The organism is Parvibaculum sp. (assembly GCF_035511255.1).
Taxonomy (GTDB): Bacteria; Pseudomonadota; Alphaproteobacteria; order Parvibaculales; family Parvibaculaceae; genus Parvibaculum.
In genome coordinates this window covers 14,843-34,195 of the sequence record NZ_DATKFR010000233.1, presented here as the reverse complement: position 1 = coordinate 34,195, position 19,353 = coordinate 14,843, and the positions used below count along the sequence as shown (strand labels likewise).

17 protein-coding genes and 1 pseudogene are annotated in these 19,353 nt (G+C 61.4%); 11 read left to right on the top strand and 7 right to left on the bottom strand.

Annotated elements, in window-relative coordinates:
- Both VMR03_RS09190 and VMR03_RS09185 read right to left on the bottom strand, forming a co-directional pair.
- Positions 1–527: methylenetetrahydrofolate reductase (locus VMR03_RS09190; protein WP_325404437.1), on the bottom strand; the 527-nt coding region annotated here is incomplete at its 3' end.
- Complete coding sequence (locus tag VMR03_RS09185; RefSeq protein WP_325404436.1) at positions 524–1,525, bottom strand: metalloregulator ArsR/SmtB family transcription factor; 1,002 nt, start codon at positions 1,523–1,525, stop codon at positions 524–526. The genes VMR03_RS09185 and VMR03_RS09190, both read right to left, overlap by 4 nt.
- A gap of 399 nt (positions 1,526–1,924) precedes the next feature.
- On the opposite strand from VMR03_RS09185, the gene VMR03_RS09180 reads away from it, so the two are divergent.
- Both VMR03_RS09180 and VMR03_RS09175 read left to right on the top strand, forming a co-directional pair.
- Positions 1,925–2,743 (top strand): VacJ family lipoprotein, encoded by an 819-nt coding sequence (locus VMR03_RS09180; RefSeq protein ID WP_325404434.1) that lies wholly within the window; start codon positions 1,925–1,927, stop codon positions 2,741–2,743.
- A 75-nt stretch (positions 2,744–2,818) separates the two neighbouring features.
- Entirely contained in the window at positions 2,819–3,508 is a 690-nt protein-coding gene (locus tag VMR03_RS09175) for an ABC transporter substrate-binding protein (RefSeq protein ID WP_325404432.1), read from the top strand.
- 72 nt (positions 3,509–3,580) lie between these two features.
- Here the strand turns inward: VMR03_RS09175 and ettA are convergent, their stop codons facing one another.
- A complete protein-coding gene (gene ettA, locus VMR03_RS09170) occupies positions 3,581–5,236 on the bottom strand; it encodes an energy-dependent translational throttle protein EttA (protein WP_325404430.1) in 1,656 nt (551 codons plus the stop codon).
- 97 nt (positions 5,237–5,333) lie between these two features.
- Positions 5,334–5,981 (bottom strand): PAQR family membrane homeostasis protein TrhA, encoded by a 648-nt coding sequence (trhA, locus tag VMR03_RS09165; protein ID WP_325404428.1) that lies wholly within the window; start codon positions 5,979–5,981, stop codon positions 5,334–5,336.
- Positions 5,982–6,138: 157 nt separating this feature from the next.
- Between trhA and VMR03_RS09160 the strand changes: the two genes are divergently transcribed.
- Complete coding sequence (locus VMR03_RS09160) at positions 6,139–7,173, top strand: hypothetical protein (RefSeq protein WP_325404426.1); 1,035 nt, start codon at positions 6,139–6,141, stop codon at positions 7,171–7,173.
- On the opposite strand, the gene VMR03_RS09155 is transcribed toward VMR03_RS09160, so the two are convergent.
- Complete coding sequence (locus VMR03_RS09155) at positions 7,170–8,558, bottom strand: MFS transporter (RefSeq protein WP_325404424.1); 1,389 nt, start codon at positions 8,556–8,558, stop codon at positions 7,170–7,172. The two genes, VMR03_RS09160 and VMR03_RS09155, sit on opposite strands and share 4 nt — an antisense overlap.
- A gap of 89 nt (positions 8,559–8,647) precedes the next feature.
- Between VMR03_RS09155 and VMR03_RS09150 the strand changes: the two are divergent.
- The 3 genes and pseudogenes from VMR03_RS09150 to VMR03_RS09140 form a co-directional block, all read left to right on the top strand.
- Positions 8,648–8,779: pseudogene (locus VMR03_RS09150) on the top strand (FaeA/PapI family transcriptional regulator); the annotation flags it as partial.
- 105 nt (positions 8,780–8,884) lie between these two features.
- Positions 8,885–9,277, top strand: a complete 393-nt coding sequence (locus tag VMR03_RS09145) for a hypothetical protein (RefSeq protein WP_325404438.1) — start codon at positions 8,885–8,887, stop codon at positions 9,275–9,277.
- A 325-nt stretch (positions 9,278–9,602) separates the two neighbouring features.
- Positions 9,603–11,396: a DUF1302 domain-containing protein gene (locus VMR03_RS09140; protein ID WP_325404422.1), complete on the top strand. Its 1,794-nt coding sequence runs from the start codon at positions 9,603–9,605 to the stop codon at positions 11,394–11,396.
- Positions 11,397–11,488: 92 nt separating this feature from the next.
- Here the strand turns inward: VMR03_RS09140 and VMR03_RS09135 are convergent, their stop codons facing one another.
- On the bottom strand, positions 11,489–12,214 hold the full coding sequence (locus VMR03_RS09135) for a helix-turn-helix domain-containing protein (protein WP_325404420.1): 726 nt from the start codon (positions 12,212–12,214) through the stop codon (positions 11,489–11,491).
- A gap of 97 nt (positions 12,215–12,311) precedes the next feature.
- Positions 12,312–13,547, bottom strand: a complete 1,236-nt coding sequence (locus VMR03_RS09130; protein WP_325404418.1) for an aminotransferase class III-fold pyridoxal phosphate-dependent enzyme — start codon at positions 13,545–13,547, stop codon at positions 12,312–12,314.
- A gap of 91 nt (positions 13,548–13,638) precedes the next feature.
- Between VMR03_RS09130 and VMR03_RS09125 the strand changes: the two genes are divergently transcribed.
- From VMR03_RS09125 to VMR03_RS09105, 5 genes are all read left to right on the top strand, one after another.
- The gene (locus VMR03_RS09125) at positions 13,639–14,544 is read left to right on the top strand and encodes a carbohydrate kinase family protein (RefSeq protein WP_325404416.1); all 906 of its coding nucleotides are present in this window, start codon (positions 13,639–13,641) and stop codon (positions 14,542–14,544) included.
- Entirely contained in the window at positions 14,545–15,195 is a 651-nt protein-coding gene (locus tag VMR03_RS09120) for a class II aldolase/adducin family protein (protein WP_325404414.1), read from the top strand. It abuts the gene before it with no gap.
- Between the two features lie 156 nt (positions 15,196–15,351).
- Positions 15,352–16,218: a glutathione-dependent disulfide-bond oxidoreductase gene (gene yghU / locus VMR03_RS09115; RefSeq protein ID WP_325404412.1), complete on the top strand. Its 867-nt coding sequence runs from the start codon at positions 15,352–15,354 to the stop codon at positions 16,216–16,218.
- A gap of 164 nt (positions 16,219–16,382) precedes the next feature.
- The gene (locus VMR03_RS09110) at positions 16,383–17,804 is read left to right on the top strand and encodes an aldehyde dehydrogenase family protein (RefSeq protein WP_325404410.1); all 1,422 of its coding nucleotides are present in this window, start codon (positions 16,383–16,385) and stop codon (positions 17,802–17,804) included.
- Positions 17,805–17,904: 100 nt separating this feature from the next.
- Positions 17,905–19,353, top strand: a complete 1,449-nt coding sequence (locus tag VMR03_RS09105) for an amidase (protein ID WP_325404408.1) — start codon at positions 17,905–17,907, stop codon at positions 19,351–19,353.

Genomic DNA, 19,353 nt, shown 5'->3' with positions numbered 1-19,353 from the left:
GCGCGTGTCGCGCCGGCATCTACCTTGCGCTTCAGGAGTTCGATGTCGGCGGCAAAGGATTCCGACTCCGGGTGGCCTTCCGGATAGGCGCTGACACTCACCTCGAAATCGGCAATCCGCCTGATGCCCCTGACGAGATCGGGCGTCGATTGATAACCCTGCGGATGCGCGCGATAGGCGGCACCCAGCTCCGGCATGTCGCCCCTGAGCGCCACGATGTGACGAACGCCCGCGTCCCAGTAGCTGCGGATGACGTCGTTCACCTCGTCGCGGGTCGCACCGACGCAGGTGAGATGCGCAGCGGGCGTCAGCGTCGTCTCCTGCACGAGGCGCTTCACCGTCGCGTGGGTGCGTTCGCGCGTCGAACCGCCCGCACCATAGGTCACCGAAACGAATTCCGGCCGCAGAGGCTCCAGTCTGCGGATCGAACGCCACAGGGTTTCTTCCATTTCCGGCGTCTTGGGGGGGAAGAATTCAAAAGAGACGCGTATGCGTCCGCTTTCGGTTCTGGTGTCCTGTCCGCTCATCCCTGCACTCCCAGCAATTGCTTTTCTCCGGCGTGGCGCTTCTCGGCGGCGCCTGCGCCCGGCTTGTCGGCCGCGTAGATCACGACCGTCAGTTTCGCCGTTTCGCCGCCTCCGGGCGGCAGTTCCCGCACATCCTTCAGATCGAGCCCGGCCTGCGCGAGCCAGCTCTTCACTTCGTCTTGCGCAAAACCGAGACGGCGGTGCGCTTGTTCCTCGCGCAGGAAATCGAGATCGTGAGGCGCGAAATCGGCAATCAGCAGTCGTCCGCCCGGCTTCAGTACCCGTGCGGCCTCGACCACAGCAGCGGCCGGATCGTCGAGATAATGCAGCACCTGATGCAAGGTCACGAGGTCGGCGGTTTCGTCTTGCAGGGGAAGATCGTAAAGGTCGCCCTGCCGGACGGAGCAATGCTCGATCCCGTTTTGCTCAAGATGAGCGCGTGCGAAACCGAGCATTTCGGGGCTCAGGTCAATGCCGATCCCGGTTTCGGCCTGAGGTCCCACCAGTTCGAGAATGCGGCCCGTCCCCGTGCCCAGGTCGACGAGCGTGCCGATCTTGTGGCGGGCGCCCAGATCGAGCAAGGCGGCCTCGACTTCGGCCTCCGACACATAGAGCGAGCGGATGCGGTTCCATTGCTCCGCGTTGGCGCGGAAGAACTCCGCCGCCCGTTCCGCCCGTCCGGCGCGTACGGCTTCGAGCCGCTCAAGATCGCGGGCGATGGTCGGGTCGCTGGCCGGTATGAGGCCCGTGAGCAGGCCCGCGAGCCGCGCACCTGCGCCGGCATGGGCACGCCGATAGAACACCCAGCTTCCTTCCCGGAAGCGGTCCAAGAGGCCCGCTTCGCACATCAGCTTCAAATGGCGGCTGACCCGGGGCTGGCTCTGCCTGAGGATCTGCGTGAGCTCGGTGACGGTAAGCTCGCTCCGGGCCAGAATCGCAAGCAGGCGGAGCCGTGTCGGCTCCCCCGCTGCTCTCAGGCCTGTCAAAAGCTCTTCCATATCGCCTTATCTCTCGTCATAAAATCAAATTTCATATAAACATATCTTTATATGCAAACTCAATAGTAAATTGCACCCAATGTCGCAGCTTTTCGGCAACACCATTGCGTGATCCTTGCAGCGGTTTCAGGCCGTTATCTGGTTAATCTGCCGGCCATGTGATACCTAGATGTCAGATGGATCTCGAAGGTTCACCCCCATCGTGCAGGCTCCCGTCTCGGTTCACGGGGCATTAAGCGATATGTTCGATTCTGACAGGACCTTCGGATCGGGTGGCGGCAATACGGAATCAGTTTGACCCTGCTAGCGCCTGGCGCCGGAACCTGAGTCTCGGCGGATGCCGGGGCTGAGCTGAATACTGGTATCGCAAGCCTGTTCGACCAAAAGAAGTGTGGAAACATGATGACTGTAACGGCCCGGATAGCGAATGCAGGCGTAAAGGCGGCTTGCATCATGCTGATCGTTGCGCTTGCGGCCTGCGCGACGCGTCCCGACCCGTCCAACAAGGCGGCGGTACAGGCATATGAAGAAACCAACGACCCTATTGAGCCGTTGAATCGCTACTTCTTCGAGCTCAACCGCTTCTTCGACATCATCCTCATCAAGCCGGTCGCGACCTGGTATCAGGGCGTCGTGCCCGACCCGGCACGCAACAGCATCCGCCACTTCCTCGACAATCTCGATGCGCCGGTGATCCTCGCCAACGACTCGCTCCAGGGCGAATGGAACCGCGCCGGCATCACAGCCAAGCGCTTCGGCATCAACACCACGGTCGGCGTGCTCGGCCTCTTCGATCCGGCGACCGGTTGGGGCTATCCGCAGCATCGCGAGGATTTCGGCCAGACACTCGGTACCTGGGACACGCCCGAAGGGCCTTATCTCTTCCTGCCGGTTCTGGGGCCCTCGCCGCCCCGCGATCTCGCAGGCTTCGCCGTGGACAAGTTCTTCGACCCGCTCACCTATGTCTACTGGAACGGTCCGTACACGGTCCCCGTTACCCGTTTCGTCGTGAACGGTATCGACGTGCGCTCACGCAATCTCGGTACGCTCGACCAGATTGAGCGGACCTCGGTCGACTATTACGCGACCGTCCGCAGCCTCTATCGCCAGAGCCGCGCCAACGAAATCGCGAACGGCGACGTCAGTCAGGAAAACCTGCCTGATATCGACAATCTAAATTTCGACACAAACGAACCCCAGGCTGTTGCACCTAAATAAGGTGCAACAGTCTCGTTCGATGCCGTCGCCGGCGTCCATCTCAGCTTCGACTTGTCGTCTGCAGGAGCCCAGGCCATGACCACTCTTAACTTCGTGCGAACAGCCGCCGCCCCCGTCGCGTTCTGCGCTGCCGTTCTCTTCTCCATCTTCGCCACGGCGCCCGCACAAGCGGCAAATGCCGATCCGGCGGCGGAGAAATGGGTGGACGATATTTCGCAGCGCGCCATCAAGATCATCAGCGACAAGAGCGCGGGGCGTCAGGCGCGCGAAGCGCAATTCTCCACGCTGCTCAACGAAAGCGCCGACATGCCGCGCATCGCCGCCTTCTGTCTCGGCCAGTTCCTGCGTACGCCGACAGCCGACCAGAAGGACGAGTACCTCAAGCTCTTCAACAATTTCGTCGTCAAGGTTTATGTGACGCGCCTCTCGGATTACCACGACGAAAAGCTGACGATCACGGGCTCGCAGCTCAAGGGCGACACGCAGGTTCTCGTACAGAGCCAGATCAACTTCACCAACGGCCGTGAGCCGGTGAAGGTGACGTGGTGGCTGCTGAAGAAGGACAGCGGATACAAGCTGTTCGACGTGAACGTCGTCGGCGTGTGGCTGGCGCAGGAGCAGCGCTCCGCGTTCACCTCGGTCATCAACAATCACAATGGCGATTTCACTGCCCTGCTCGAGCACCTGAAGGGCCAGATAGCCGACGCCGAACAAGGCAAGCTGCCGCCGACGGCGGCGACGACCAGCGGCTCGTCGGTTCAGTAAACGCCTCTTCGATACGCAAACGGCGCGGAAAGCGATTTCCGCGCCGTTTTTGCTTGTGGGAAGCCCGAGGGATCAGCGGCTGAAGCGCTTGTATTTGATCCTGTGCGGAATTTCAGCGGCCGCGCCCAGCCGGCGCTTCTTGTCTTCTTCGTATTCCTGGTAATTGCCTTCGAACCATTCGACATGGCTGTCGCCTTCGAAGGCGAGCATGTGTGTCGCGATGCGGTCGAGAAACCAGCGATCATGGCTGATGACGATGGCGCAACCGGCGAAGGCGACGAGCGCGTCTTCCAGCGCACGCAGCGTATCGACGTCGAGATCGTTGGTCGGTTCGTCGAGGAGCAGCAGGTTCGCGCCGGACTTCAGCATCTTGGCGAGATGAACGCGGTTGCGTTCGCCGCCCGACAGCAAGCCGACCTTTTTCTGCTGGTCGCTGCCCTTGAAATTGAAGGCGCCGACATAGGCGCGGCTCGGCATGGTGATCTTGCCGAGTTCGATGATGTCCGTGCCGCCGGAGATTTCCTCCCAGACATTCTTGGCGGGATCGAGATCGTCGCGGCTCTGATCGACATAGCCCATGACGACGGTCTCGCCGACCTTCAGCGTTCCCGTATCCGGCTTATCCTGACCGGTCAGCATGCGGAAAAGCGTCGTCTTGCCGGCGCCGTTCGGGCCGATGACGCCGACGATGCCGCCGGGCGGAAGCTGGAACGAGAGATCGTCGATCAGCAGACGATCGCCGAAGGCCTTGGAAAGATGATCCGCCTCGACCACGACGCCGCCGAGACGCGGGCCAGCCGGGATAATGATCTGCGCCTTGCCGTCCTGCTGCTTGCCGGCTTCGGCCAGGAGGTCGTCATAGGCGCGAATACGCGCCTTGCTTTTGGCCTGACGCGCCTTGGGGCTCTGCCTGATCCATTCAAGCTCGCGGGAAAGCGTGCGCTGCGTCGCCTCTTCCTGCCGGCCTTCCTGTTCGAGCCGCTTCTGTTTCTGCTCGAGCCAGGAGGAGTAATTGCCTTCGTAGGGAATGCCCGAACCGCGATCCAGTTCGAGAATCCAGCCGGTCACGTTGTCGAGGAAGTAGCGGTCGTGGGTGACGAGGACGACGGTGCCCTTGTATTCCTTCAGATAGTTCTGCAGCCAGGCAACCGATTCCGCGTCGAGATGGTTGGTCGGCTCGTCAAGGAGCAGGAGGTCGGGACCTTCGAGCAACAGCTTGCAGAGCGCAACGCGGCGCTTTTCGCCGCCCGAGAGTTTCGCCACATCCGCATCGCCTTCGGGGCAACGCAACGCGTCCATCGCCATTTCGACCTGGCTGTCGAGATCCCAGAGATTCTGCGCGTCGATGATGTCCTGAAGCTTCGACATCTCGTCGGCCGTTTCGTCGGAATAGTTGACGGCGATCTCGTTATAGCGGTCGAGCAGCGCCTTCTTTTCCTTCACGCCGTCCATCACGTTGCCGAGGACGTCTTTCGACGCGTCGAGCTGCGGTTCCTGCGCGAGATAGCCGATGCGTGCGCTTTCGGCGGCCCAGGCTTCGCCTGTGAAGTCCTTGTCGGTGCCGGCCATGATGCGCAGCAGCGTCGATTTGCCGGCGCCGTTGAGACCGACGACGCCGATCTTGACGCCCGGCAGAAACGACAGGCGAATGTCCTTCAGGACCTGTTTGCCGCCCGGATAGGTCTTGGACAGCCGGTCCATGATATAGACGTACTGATAGGAAGCCATGCGTCGTCGCTCTCGATTTCGGAAAAAGATGCGGGGCTTCTTCTAGCCGATCATGCGAGGGCGGGCAATGTTGCCCCCTGATTGGCTGGAAGCAGCTTCAGGCCGAAACGGCGAACTGCCCTGCTATCGCGATGAAATGGGCGGCGGCGGCGGCGAGCACCATCGTGTGCCAGAGTGCGTTGTGGAACCGGAGCCGTTGCATCAGATGGATACCCGAGCCGAGCGTATAGACCACGCCGCCGGCCAGCAGCAGCGTGAAGCTCAGGCTCGAAAGCGCCGCAAAGACGCGGTCGATCACTGCCACCACCATCCATCCCATGCCGAGATAGAGCGCGAAGCCGGCCCATTCGAACCGGCGCGGGAATCCGACCTTCAGGACGATGCCGGCGAGCGCCGCCGACCAGATGATGGCGCAAAGGACGGCACCTCGTACGCCGCCCACCGCAAGAAGCGCGAAAGGCGTGTAGGTACCGGCAATCATCACGTAGATCATCGCGTGATCGAAGCGGCGCAGCAGCTCCTTGGCACGGCAGGCTGGCGTCATGTTGTACGCGGCCGAGGCACAGAGCATGCCGATCAGGCCGAAGCCGTAAACGACGAAGCTCGTTCGAGCACCGGGCGAGCCTCCCTGCCAGGCTGAGAGCAGAAGCCAGACAACGGCGCCCACACCGAGCGAGATACCCAGAACATGAACGACAGCGTCGGCGGCAACCTCAGCCTTGCTGTAAGTTGGGAAAATATTCATTTCGTAAGGCACCAAACCGCCTCATGGAGTCAGCATCTGTCGGAGAATGCCCCGTAGATGATGGAGCCAGGAATGAGTATAGGCCGAAACATAGGGCGAATGTATGATCCGGCGCCGCCAGGTGCAGGCCGGCACAGGGCCACAGGAGATAACAACAATGACGGCACCGACCAGTTTTCCGCTCGAGAGCGATCGGCGCGTCGCACTCGCGGCGCAACTGTTGACCGGCCTCGCTCTCTTCATGGTCCTTAGCCTCGGCCTGCTCGCCGCTTTTCTTGCGGGCGTTCTTGTCTACGAGCTCGTGCATGTCGTCGCGCCCCGGCTTCGCATAGGCCGCTTCACCCACCGGACCGAGAAGGCGATCGCCCTCGCCCTTCTCTCCGTCACCTTCATCCTGTTGCTCACGTCGGGCATCGTCGGATTGACCTCGCTCTTCTCCGACAGTTCGGACAACGTCATCATCCTGCTGCGCAAGATGGCCGACGTGGTGCAGGCCGCAAAAAGCTACATTCCGCCATGGGCGCATGAATACCTGCCCGCGAACTCGGAGGAATGGCAGAAGCAGGCGTCGCAATGGCTGCGCGAAAACGCCGGCGCGTTGCAGAGCCTTGGCGAGAACTTCGGTCGCGTGCTGTTTCACATCGTCGTGGGCGCTATCGTCGGCGGACTGGCGGCGCTCGGCGAAGCGGCGCCCGCTCCATCGAGCCTGCCTCCGCTTCGCGGTGCGCTGCTCGTTCGGGCGCAGCTCCTCGGCGACGCCTTTCGCCGGGTCGTCTTTGCGCAGGTCCGTATCTCCGCGCTCAATACGGTGCTGACAGGAGTCTATCTCGCTTTCATCCTGCCGATGTTCGGCATTCACCTGCCGCTCGTGAAAACGATGATCGCGGTGACGTTCCTCGCCGGCCTGCTGCCGGTCATCGGCAATCTCATTTCGAATACGGTGATCGTGGTGGTGAGCCTTGGCATATCCGCCTATGCCGCCGCCGGTTCTCTCGTCTTCCTGGTCGCAATGCACAAGCTCGAATATTTCGTCAATGCGCGCATCATCGGGACGCAGATCCGCTCGCGCGCATGGGAGATGCTCGTCGCCATGCTGGTGATGGAGGCCGCCTTCGGCGTCGCGGGCGTCATTGCCGCGCCGATCTATTATGCCTATCTCAAGGACGAGTTGACGGCGCGCGGATTGATCTAAAGCCGCGCAAGACGCCAGGCCGAGAACCAACCCAGCGCGACGACGGGCACGAAGCTTGCGAACAGCCAGAAGCTGCCCGATGCCGCCGTTGCGGCATCGATACCCTGAGCAAAGCCGAGGAAATTCGCGATGGCGCCTGCGCCCGCGGAGCCGGCCGCGCCTCCAATGAGCTGCATGGTCGGGACGGCGGACGAGGCAACGGCGCGCTCTTCCACCCGCACGCTGCCAAGCAGCCGGCGCGTGACGAAGGCCCAACAAAGACCGAAGCCTCCCCCCAGAAAAAGCGCGCAGACGACGACCTCGGCAAGCGAGCCACGAGGCATGAAAGTCGCCAGGCCGACGACACCCGCGACGATGCTCGTTGCGCCGAGCACGATGAAGAGCGAATGCCATTTGTCGCGAAGGCCGGAGACGGCAAGCGCGGCGAGCGTCCAAGCCATGGCCTCCGCGCCGATGACATAACCCGCGACGAGCGGCGAGCTCCCATGCAGCGCCTGCATGATCGCCGAGCCGTAGACGCCGAAGCTGATCGTGCCTGCCGACAGCATGAAGATCATCGTGTAGCCGGCGGCGGCGGTGCTCGACGGATTGCCGGTAGCGCGCGGCAACAACGGAGCGCGAGCCCGTCCGTCGAGGCGAACGAAGAGAAGGAGCAGGAAAAGACCCGAAACGCCGAGAAGGGCAGCTTGCGAAATATTCGTCACGAGCCCGGCGGCGGCGATGGAGAGAATGCCAGAGGTCAGCACACTGATCTGTCGCAGGGGAAGCGGATCGCGCGCGACGGAGGCTCCCCCCCGGTCCAGAAGCGACATCGAGGCGACCGCGAAGCCCGCGCCCTGAATGGCGAAAAGCCAGAAGGACCAGCGCCATATGCCCGCTTCGGCAAAGACGCCGCCAATGAGCGGGCTCAGCAATGTGGCGATGCCCCAGACGCCGGAGACGGCGGCGAGAACGCGCGCCAGAAGATGTTCGGGGAACATCGTGCCGACCGCCACATAGCAAAGGCCGACGATCCAGCCCGCGCCGATGCCTTGCAGAAGGCGGCCGACCAGGAAGCTCGCTATTTCGGGCGCGGCGGCGCTGACGACACAGCCGATGGCGTAAAAAAGCGCCGCGATGACCATGGCCCGGCGGATGCCGAAACGCAGCGAAAATTGCCCGGCGCTCGCGCCGGCGACAATCGAGCCGAGGATGTAGCCGGCAATCGCCCAGCCAAAATAGGCATAGCCACCGATATCGCGCGCGACACTCGGCATGATGGTCGCGGTCATCAGCGCGTCGGCGGCGTTGAGCCAGACGCCGAGGCAGAGAAGCGCGAAACGGGCGAAGCGCCCCTCCCCCAACACTTCCTTCCAGCCAGACACCTGGACGCTCGCCGAGGCCATTGACAACTTCCTTGTTTCCAAATCCATCCGGTGATAAACCTGCCCCATTCATTTGACAACTTTTTTGTTGTCATTTTGAGGCATCTCGAGTGAAAACAACGACTGACGAAATTCTCTTCCTCCTCAAGACGCGCGGACCGGCGCGGACGGGCGAGGTCGCCGAGCGTCTCGGCATCAGCCGGCAGGGAAGCCGCCAACAGCTTGAGCGGCTGGCGGTTGAAGGTCTTGTCACGTCTGAGACGCGCGCAGGCGGTGTAGGACGCCCACGGCGACACTGGTCGCTTACGGCGAAGGGACACGCGCGCTTTCCGGATAGCCACGCACAAATGACCGTCGACCTTCTCAAGGCGGTGCGTAGCGAATTCGGGGACGACGGTCTCGACCGGCTCATCACGCGGCGCGAGCGCGAAACTTTACGTCAGTACGAAGAAGCGGTCGGCGATGTATCGCTCGAGAAACGCATCAAAATCCTGGCCGAAATTCGCGCGCGCGAAGGCTATATGGCCGAGTGGCATCGCGAAGAAGACGGCAGTTTTCTCTTTATTGAAAATCATTGCCCAATTTGCGCCGCCGCGCGCGCCTGCCAGAGTCTTTGCCGGTCGGAACTATTTACATTCCAGAAAGTACTGGGGGCAGATTGCTTCGTCGAACGCGTCGAGCATCTGCTCGCCGGCGCACGACGCTGCGCCTATCGGATCGCCATAAATCCCGCGCACTAATTTACGCGTCATTACGGGCACAATTGCTCCTTGTCGTGAAGATGCTTTGGCGTGTTCGCGCAAATCTGCTTGACGGATCAAATTAGGTCATATGAATTAGTTAATCGATTTACTAAATCAAGCGAATAAAAAAGACCTGTGTCGCGACGGCATCGCCGAGCGCCGGGGAGGAACAAAAACCAGCGGTATCAGCGTCGCACGTGACCCTTCGGGTCGCGGTGGGAGCGGCTGTGCCCAAAGGCTCTCCTCCGCCGTCCATCACCGGCCCTGCCGCACAAGACAACCGATTGCAGTCGCCAAACGACCACTCAGAGGGGAGAAAATCATGAAACAGTCCAAGCCACGTTCCGTACGGTTGGCCGGCATCGTCGCTGCCGGCATCATCGGCGTGACCGCGGTGCCCGCATCGGCCGAGGATTTCAGATTTGGCGAGATGAGCGTGTCGGTCGATACGACACTCTCGCTCGGCGTCGGCATCCGGACGCACGGTCAGGACTGTTCCAAAGTCAGCACGGCGAATGGCGGCTGCGCAAATTCTGTCGGTACCAGTCCCAACATCAATACGGACGACGGGGAAATCAACTTCGACCAATGGGATCCGTACGCCATGACGGCGAAGGTCGTCACCGACATTGAAGCCAAGTATCAGAATTACGGTGCCTTTGCCCGCGTGAAGGCATTCTACGATTACATCGGAGACCAGCGCGCCGGGGAAGAGACGACGCGGTTCGGACGAAGACCAATCGACGACGCCGTTCGCGGAGACGATGCCAGCAACGCCGCCGGCCGCGATCTCACGCTGCTCGACGCCTTCGTCTACGGAAATTTCAATGTCGCCGACATGCCCCTCAACTTGCGAGCTGGCAAACAGGTCGTGAACTGGGGCGAAAGCCTCGCCATTGCCGGCGGCGTCAACCAGTTCCTCTCCGTCGATCTCAGCGCCTTGCGTACTCCCGGATCGGAAATCAAGGAAGCCCTTCTGCCGCAGGAAATGCTTTATGCGTCGCTTGGACTCCCGGCCGATATGAGTCTCGAAGCCTGGGTCGGCCTGCGCTGGCGCAAAACGCAACTCGATCCCGTCGGTACATTCTTCTCGCAGGCAGACATCGCGGGACCTGGCGGTGCTTATTTGAACCTGACCGCCGACGGTCCCGGCGCGGCGGGTCAACTTCCTATTGCCGAGGGCGAGGAGCCGAGCAACTTCGGTCAGTATGGCGTCAAGCTTGGCTATTATGCCGACTGGCTCAATCAGGGTACGGAGTTAGGGCTCTACTACGTCCACTATCATTCCAACCTGCCCTTCGTCGACTATTCAAACGACTTGCCCGGAGCGCAGAGCTATCGCTTCGAATATCCAGACGGGATCAAGCTTTTCGGCGCGAGTTTTGCCACGACGCTCGATTGGCTGCTGAACGGTACGGCTTTTTCCGGCGAAGTGGTTTATCAGCCCGATCTGCCCTTCTCGCTTTCATCTGGCGAGACGCTGCTGGCGCGCTGGATCGACAATGGAATTCTCGGACCGGGCAACACTGCGACCACCATTCCCTACGACACCACACCCGGCGGCTTCGGCGGCGGCTATCTGAAGTCCGATTCCATTTCAGGTCAGTTGGCGACGATCTCGACGCTCTCTACCTCTGAAGGCGTGACCAGAGCGCTCGATGCGGACCTCATCATCCTGATCGCGAATTGGGGCTTCCAATACCTGCCGAGCATCTCCCAAACCGAACTCAATGCGCTTGCAGTATCGCGCTCGGAGACGCAGGTTCCCAATCCGATTTATCGGGGACTCCTTACCAGTGCGGGGCAACCCCTGTTCCACCCCGACACTTTCTCGCATGGCTACAGGCTGATCGCGAACGTGCAGTATAACAACGCGCTCGGAACGCCCTGGACCGTCACGCCGGGTATCCAGTTCGGTCAGGACTTCCACAGCTCGGCAGGGCCGATCGGGCCGGGCTTCCTCGACAATCGCAAAACACTCTCACTCGGCGTCCGGGGCAATTACCAAAAGACCTGGAGCGCAGGTGTGCAGTGGACGCTCACACGCGGCAACGCGACACAGAACCTGATGGACGATCGCGATTTCCTGACATTCGACGTGAGCTACGCATTCTGACGGATGGAAAATGCGCCGTGCCGAAGCGGCGTTTCTTCTACTACCGGGCGCACAGAAGCAGGCCTCGGAGAAACCTTTCCGGGCAGCGCCTTTCAGTCGGCACTCGCTCCGGCAAGCATGCTGCGTGTCAAAATGGCTTCCAAGGGATTGGGTAAGGCGGTAGCCGGCTGCCGTTCCATTTCGGTTGTCGGTGATGTTGAGGATTCGAGCAGAGCCTGAACCGTGTCGATGAAGTTACTCATCGTCTCGCGCGCGGCCCAGAACTCTCGTCCCCGCCCGCCGCGATCAAACGCCGCTTCGCGCGCGGTCATCACCGCCCCCAGATAAAGGCCCATGAAAACGAGGCGTTGATTCAGTACCGGCATGGGTACGTCCGGCAGCAAGGATTTTATGTGGGCGATGCACTGCTGATATCCGGAATTCCACCTGTCTTCCAGCGCCTCGAGGAAAAGCTGACGATGGTTCATGGTCAGGGAGACAACGAAACGCAGATAGGTGTCCTCCTCGCCATCCGCCTCGCCGAGACCGATCGACGGCCAGACCAGAATCTCGATGACCTCGCGCAGATTCTTCGGCCCACCGTCACGCGCCATAGCCTCCAGCATGACGAGCCGGCGGTCGTTGATGAGCTTCGCGCCGTCGGCCACCAGCTCGCGCACCAGCGCTTCCTTGGTCCGGAAATAATAGTGCAACGAACCAACATTGCGCTGGCCGGCCGCCGCCACGATCTCACGGATCGGCACGCCGTCCACGCCACGTTCCGCAAAAAGCCGCCTTGCCGCAAGCTTGATGCGGTCTCTCGTCTCGTCGCCTTTCATGATGGACATTTCCCCCGCCGGGCCCATCCGCATTTACAGAACTGTAATTATAGCACATCGGAGCGGATGGGACACAACGGCGGAAGATGACGAAAACTCAGGCCGGTGTACGCTCCCGAAAGGTTTTGGCCACCTTGTCCGCAACCTCGAGTGCGTGGTCGATGTCGGCATCGGTCATGGCGGCGCCGATGAACATGTTGTGGAAGGGGTGAAAATAAACCCCTCCGGCGATCATTCCGCCAGCAAAAGTGCTGCTTTTCGCGAAGTCGCAATTGCCCTCGTCATTGACGATCATGATGAGCGGCATTTGCACGGGGCCCGTCTGGCTGAGATGCAGATCGCGCGTCGCGGCAATTGAGCTCAATCCTTCGCGAAGGCGATTGCCCATCGCGACCGTGCGCTCCAAATAATCGGTCGTGCGGATAAGGCGGAGTGTTTCCAGCGAGGCGGCCATGGCGGCGCCCGCAAACCAGAAGGAACCTGTCACGTAAATCCTGGATGCCGCTTGCTTCGCGCGCTCGTTGCCGAGAAGGCAGGAAATCGGATGACCATTGGCGATCGCCTTGCCCCATCCCGAGAGGTCCGGCTGCACGCCAAGGTGGTTCCAGCTGCAATCCCGTTCGATGCGGAAGCCCGCCCGAACATCGTCGACGAGGAGAAGCGCATCCTTTTCATCGCACAGCTCGCGCGCGCGGCGCGCATAGGCAGGATTCGGAAGCTGCTGGTCCACGAGGACATCATGCTTGAAGGGCGACGCGAATATCGCCGCGAGGTCGTCGCCCGCTTCGGCAACGGCATTTTCAAGGCTCTGAACGTCATTGTATTGATAGTAAATGAAATGAGCGCGATCGTCGGCCACAGTCCCCGCCGGAACCGGCGTACACCAGGGCGCGGCGCCGTGATAGGCACCGCTTGCAAGCAGCACCTTCTTGCGGTCCCTGTAGGCGCGGGCCGTCAGCAGAGCCATGCTTGTGGTGTCGGTGCCGTTCTTACAAAATATCGCCCAGTCGGCATGAGTGACTGTTTCGACGAAGGCTTCGGCCAGTTCGACGATGCGCGGCGTCGGTCCCGTTGCCACGTCGATTTCGGCCATCTGCCTTGCATAGGCTGCGTCGATGTCGGGATGGCAGTAGCCGAAAAGATTCGGACCATAGCCGCACATGAAATCTGTGTACCGTTGGCCGTCTGCATCCCAGAGATAGGCGCCTTTCGCACGGACAAAAAACTGGGGAGCCTGAGGCGGCAGGAGCGCGACCGACTGGTGTCCATACATGCCGCCTGGAATGACCTTCCCGGCGCGCAGCTTAAGTTCCTGATCGACCTTGCCGCTCATGGCGAGCCTCCGCTTGTTAAACGATAATAAAGACTATTATATTGATCCGACCCTCTGAGACAAGAGACCATTTATTGGGAGATTGAGAGATATGCCCGACCTGACCTGCGCAGGGCTGACGACGCTGGACATACTGGTCCGTCCGGTGGATGCCCTGCCGGACACCCAGAAGCCGACCCTGGTCGAAGAAATCGTTCTTGCTCCGGCGGGGACTGCCTCGGGTGCCGCCATGGTAGCGGCGACACTCGGGCTCGACGTTGCCGTCATCTCGGCGGTCGGCAACGACGTGAATGGCGACATCGTGCTGCAACTACTGAAGCGGGCGGACATCGATTGCACGCATGTCGCCAGGCTCGACGCCCTGCCCACTTCCACGAGCGTATTGACCATTCGCCGGGATGGCGAAAGGCCCGTCTTTCACATGCTTGGCTCCAGCATTCTGACGGAACTCGACCGGAAGGCCGTCGAGACGGCGAGGCGCTCGCGCTTTTTTCATTTCGGTGGCGTCGGCTTTCCGAACCTCTCGTCGCCCGCGGCGCTTGAAGCCGTGGCGGAGATTCGCGCCGCAGGCGCCTATGTGACCTGCGACCTCATCGCGCCCCAACCGGAGACGATCGACACTCTGCGCTTGCTGCTGCCGAACATCGATTGTTTCATGCCGAGCGAGGCGGAAGTGCGCGTGCTACTCGGCGAAATTGCTCCACCGGATGCGCTCAGAACCTTTATCGAGATGGGAGCTCATTCCTGTATCATCAAACGCGGCGGGCTCGGCAGCGTGGCTTTGCATGACGGCGACATCATCGAAGTTCCGGCGAAAGCCATCACGCCGGTCGATACGACCAGCTGCGGCGATTCCTATTGCGCCGGCTTCATCGCAAGCCTTGCCAAAGGCAAAGGTATCTCGTTCGAGGCAGCCATGATTGCGGCGACGGAGACCGCCGCGCAGGTCGCTCTCGGGTTGGGTACGCTCGGCAAACTGGAAAGAATGGCGGCATAGATGCAAGGCAACTCGGAAGAATTGCGCCGCGCGCTGGTGGCGGCGATGCTGGAAATGGACACGTCGGGCCTCAACAGCGGCACGGCGGGCAATGCCTCAGTACGGCTGGGCGATCGTTTCCTCGTTACGCCATCGGGCATTCCGGCCGGCCGGCTGACGCCAGAGTCGATGGTCGAGATCGATCGCGCCGGCGAATACAAAGGCGATTTCCGGCCGACAAGCGAGTGGCGCATGCATGTAGAGCTGCTTGTTGGACGCCAGGACGTGAATGCCGTGGTCCATTGCCACTCGCAATATGCAACGACCCTTGCCTGCGCGGGCAGGTCGATCCCGCCGCTGCACTACATGACGGCGGTCAGCGGCGGCGCGGAAATCCGCGTGGCGCCTTATGCGCTCTTCGGGACCGAGGCGCTCGCCAGGTCCGTAATCGACACGCTCGAAGGTCGCCGGGCCTGCCTGATGGCGAATCACGGCCAGATTGCGCTCGGCCGCTCACTGGGCGAAGCGCTTATGATTGCCCGGGAGGTTGAAGTGCAGGCCTCTTATTATTTCGGTACGCTCGCCATCGGCGGTCCGAAAATCCTCTCCGACGAGGATATGAACGCGGTCTTTGGCGCTTTTCTTTCCTATGGTCAGAAAAAGCCCGGATAGCATCTACGGGGGCGTAGCCGCCGCCGTCATGCGCCTATCCCAGCGCAGCGATCCTGGAATCAAAACAAATTTGTTTTGTAGAGCAAGCGCCGGATTGCCTTCCAGGCGCATCGCGCTCAGTCTTGGCGTAACTCGACAAAACAGGGAGTGCACGCGATGACAGATGCAGGCTACACGCCACCCAAAGTCTGGACATGGAAGCAGGGCGAGAATGGTGGCCGCTTCGCCAATATCAATCGGCCCGTATCCGGCCCGACACACCAAAAGGAGTTGCCCGTCGGCAAGCATCCGCTCCAGCTCTACTCGCTGGCCACGCCGAACGGCGTCAAGGTAACGGTGATGCTGGAAGAGCTGCTCGCCGCTGGTCATAAAGGCGCGGAATACGATGCGTGGCTCATCAAAATCAATGAGGGCGACCAGTTCGGCTCCGGCTTCGTCTCAGCCAATCCGAACTCGAAAATTCCCGCGCTCATGGATCACAGCACCAATCCGCCGACCCGCGTTTTCGAAAGCGGCGCGATCCTTCTTTATCTGGCGGAAAAATTCGGCGGGGCCTTCCTGCCGAAGAATCCGGCTGCCCGCGCGGAGTGTTATTCGTGGCTTTTCTGGCAAATGGGCTCCGCTCCCTATCTTGGCGGCGGGTTCGGCCACTTTTATGCCTATGCTCCGTTCAAGATCGAATACGCGATCGACCGCTTTGCCATGGAAATCAAACGCCAGCTCGATGTTCTCGACCGGCGCCTCGCCGAAAATGAATATATCGCGGGTGCGGAATATACCATCGCCGACATGGCGATCTGCCCCTGGTATGGCGCGCTCGCCAAGGGACTTCTATATGAAGCCGGCGAATTTCTTAGCGTCGAAGAGTACAAAAACGTCAATCGCTGGACGGATCAGATTTTCGAGCGTCCCGCCGTGCAACGCGGCCGGATGGTGAATCGCGCCTGGGGTAAACCCGAAAGCCAGTTGCCCGAACGCCACGACGCCTCCGATTTCGACAAGCTGCGCATGGAAGCCAGCTAGCCGACGGGCGAACGTGAATGCCGGATGGCAGTATGGTCAACATGTCACCACCGGCGTCCCGGCATTCACGGTACCTGCCCCTCTAGCTCCGGAAGGCTATATCGGCGGCGGGCTCGCTGCGGGATTCTTGCCGCGTATATCTGCCACTTCGGACACGCGCGCTCATGCACATCATCGACTCGTTCTACCTGGACGGAGAATGGCGTAAAGTCATGCGCCGCCCGACGCATGCGCTGATCAATCCCGCTACGGAAGATATCTACGGAGAGGTCGCGCTTGGATCACGAGAAGATGTCGCCAGCGCCGTCGACGCCGCTCAACGCGCCTTTGTTTCCTACGGCTCGAGTCCCCTCGATGAGCGCCTCGCATTGCTCGAGAAAGTCCTGGAGATTTATACCCGCCGCTACGACGAATTCGTCTCCGCCATCACACTGGAAATGGGGGCGCCCGTCACGCTCGCCCGCGTCGCACAGGCCGCGACCGGTGTCGATCATCTGAACGCGGCCATCAACATGCTTCGGAATACTATCCCTGAACGCCGGATCGGCAATGCCACGATCCACCGCGAACCTATCGGCGTTTGCGCCTTGATCACGCCCTGGAACTGGCCGATTAGCCAGATCATGTGCAAGGTCGCGCCGGCACTTGCCGCCGGCTGTACGATGGTGCTGAAGCCGAGCGAATTGACGCCGCTTTCCGCACATATGTTGGCGGAGGTGCTCGATGAAGCGGGCGTGCCCTCCGGCGTCTTCAACATGGTGCATGGTACGGGGCCGACAGTCGGCGCAGCAATGGCCTCCCATCCCGATGTCGACATGGTCTCCTTCACCGGCTCGACGGCGGCCGGGATCGAAGTCGCCATCCGAGCGGCTCCCACGGTCAAACGCGTCTGCCAGGAACTCGGCGGCAAATCGGCCAACATCCTTTTGCCGGACGTCGATTTCGAACAGGCCGTGACGCAGGCTGTGCGGCTTTGCATGGAGAATACGGGCCAGTCCTGCAATGCGCCGACGCGCCTGCTCGTTCCAGCCGACAAGCACACCGAAGTTCTGGCCATTGCAACGGCGGCGGCGGATAAGCTCAAGGTGGGCGATCCCCGAGATCCGGAAACCGACATCGGCCCACTTGTGTCCCGTTCGCATTTCGAGCGCGTGCAGGCTCATCTGACGACCGGAACGCGCGAGGGGGCGTTACTCGTTACCGACCGAGACGACGGACGCGTGCTGCCCAATGCCGGCTATTTTCTTGCGCCCGCCATCTTCGGTCGTGTCGCACCCGATATGGCCATCGCCCAGGAAGAAATCTTCGGGCCTGTTCTTTCCGTGATTTCCTACCGCGACGAGAGCGATGCGATCCGGATCGCGAACGGCACACGCTACGGCCTCTCCGCCTACGTCTCCGGTGCGGATCCGGATCGGGCGCTTTCCGTCGCCACGCGGCTTCGTGCCGGCAATGTGCATATCAACGGTGCGGCACTGGGCGCCGAGGTTCCGTTCGGAGGATTCCGCCAGTCCGGGAATGGGCGCGAGCAAGGCCGCTACGGGTTCGAGGAATACACCGAGATCAAGGCGATCCTTCACGCCTGATCTCTCCCCGCTGGCCCATGTGGGCTATGGTAGAGGCCGCCCGGGCACGGCCTACTCCTTGTCGACGTGAAGACCGAACCGACGCCCTTGGGGAGCACACATGACCACCGACCTGGAACGCCTGTATCTGCCCGCCTGTGCACAGCTGCGCCTCTTTCGGGCGGGGCAACTTTCTCCAGTCGAAATGCTCGAGGCCCAGCTCGCCCGCATCGAGGCGGTCAACCCCCGCGTCAATGCCGTCGCTCTCCAGCTTTTCGAAGAGGCCCGTGAACAGGCAAAACACGCGGAAGACCGATACAGGCGCGGCGCGGCGCGCGCCCTCGAAGGTGTGACTCTGGCCGTCAAGGACGACACCGACATCGCCGGCAAGCCGACGGCCTCGGGTTCCGGGTTATTCAAGGATTATATTGCCCCTGCCTCTCATCCGATGGTCCAGAGATATGTCGATGCGGGCGCCATCGTCCACATGAAGACGACGGTGCCGGAGTTCTGCATGAGCGGGGTGACCAAATCGGCGCTCTGGGGCGTCACGCGCAACCCATGGAATCTCGAGTACACGCCGGCCGGTTCTTCCGGCGGCTCGGGCGCCGCTCTTGCCGCCGGCATGACGACGCTCGCGACCGGCAGCGATGCCGGCGGTTCCATCCGTCTGCCGGCCAGCGTGAACGGCGTCTACGGCGTCAAGCCGCCTCAGGGGCGCTTCCCCACGGTCGTTCCCTGGACCCTGTCGCCGCACTCCGTCTATGGCCCGATGGCGCGCACCATGTCCGATCTCGCTTTCATGTACGATTTGGGCAACGGTCCGGCGGGTTACGATCACACCGCGCAACCGAAGTTGCGCATGCCGGCACGTATGCCCACAGTCGCCGGCATGCGCATCGCTTACAGCCCGGATCTCGGCTATGCGCAGATCGACCCGGAGGTACGACGCAACACTGAAGCGGCGCTTCGACATTTCGAGGCGCTGGGTGTCGAGGTCGAGGAAGTCGAACTCGGCTGGACGCCCGAAAAGGTCACCGAGGCATTCCTCGGCACATTACTTACCGGCTACTGGCGCAACTTCATGGACAATGTCGCCGAAATGGTAAGCGCGCCGACGGATGTTTCAGATCATTTCTGGCATATGCATGAAAGGTCCCACGGTCTCCCGGCCGGCATCGTCGAACGCGCCGCCGAACTGGTTGCCGAACTCAATCAGCACATAGCCGCCGTTTACGGTGCCGGCTTCGATGCCATCGTATGCCCGACGACCGGCCTGCCCTCCGTCGCGGCCATAAATGAGCCTTTCGTCGATAAACTGTCGATCAACGGCGTCGACGTCGACGGCCTCACGGGCTGGTGGCTCACCCACCCATTCAACGTCCTCTACACGCATCCGATCATCGTGGCGCAAACGGGACGGGCTGCGAGCAACGTCCCGACATCCATACAGATCATCGCCGACCGTTACGACGACATTACCGCTTTCGCGCTGGCGGCCGCTTATGAGCGCGCGGCGCCGCCACTCTACACAGGTGACGCCTTCCCCGATTTTCGTGGACGTATCTGA